Source organism: Cytobacillus oceanisediminis 2691, assembly GCF_007678455.1.
Taxonomy (GTDB): domain Bacteria; phylum Bacillota; class Bacilli; order Bacillales; family Cytobacillaceae; genus Mesobacillus; species Mesobacillus oceanisediminis_A.
The window spans coordinates 1-279 of record NZ_VEEP01000196.1 but is presented as its reverse complement, the minus strand read 5'-3'; the positions used below and the strand labels follow the sequence as shown (position 1 = coordinate 279).

The following is a 279-nucleotide window of genomic DNA, read 5'->3' as shown; positions in this document are numbered from 1 at the left end:
TTCTGTATTAAAAAGATAAAAATAGAATCTCATCAACACACTCCTTTCTTTCAAAATCCCACTCACCTCCATTTCATCCATCCATCCTCTATTTCCTTTCCCCACCCCCACCAAATTATTCATCATTCTCTCCCTTCCCTCAAGCTCCTCAACACAAATCCTAATCAACACATTCTCCTCCTCACTCACCTTCCTTTCTCCCTCCACCACTTGCATGAACCCTCTCATTCTCCTCATCCCCTTACCCATTTCATGCCCAACCGATGCACCAACCTGACT

The 279-nt window shown here is 44.1% G+C and carries 1 protein-coding gene; it reads right to left on the bottom strand.

The window, feature by feature from the left end; all coding sequences use genetic code 11:
* Positions 1 to 228 (bottom strand): hypothetical protein (locus FS736_RS23715; RefSeq protein WP_144481549.1); only part of this gene is annotated, 228 nt, incomplete at its 3' end.
* Between the last annotated feature and the right edge of the window lie 51 nt (positions 229 to 279).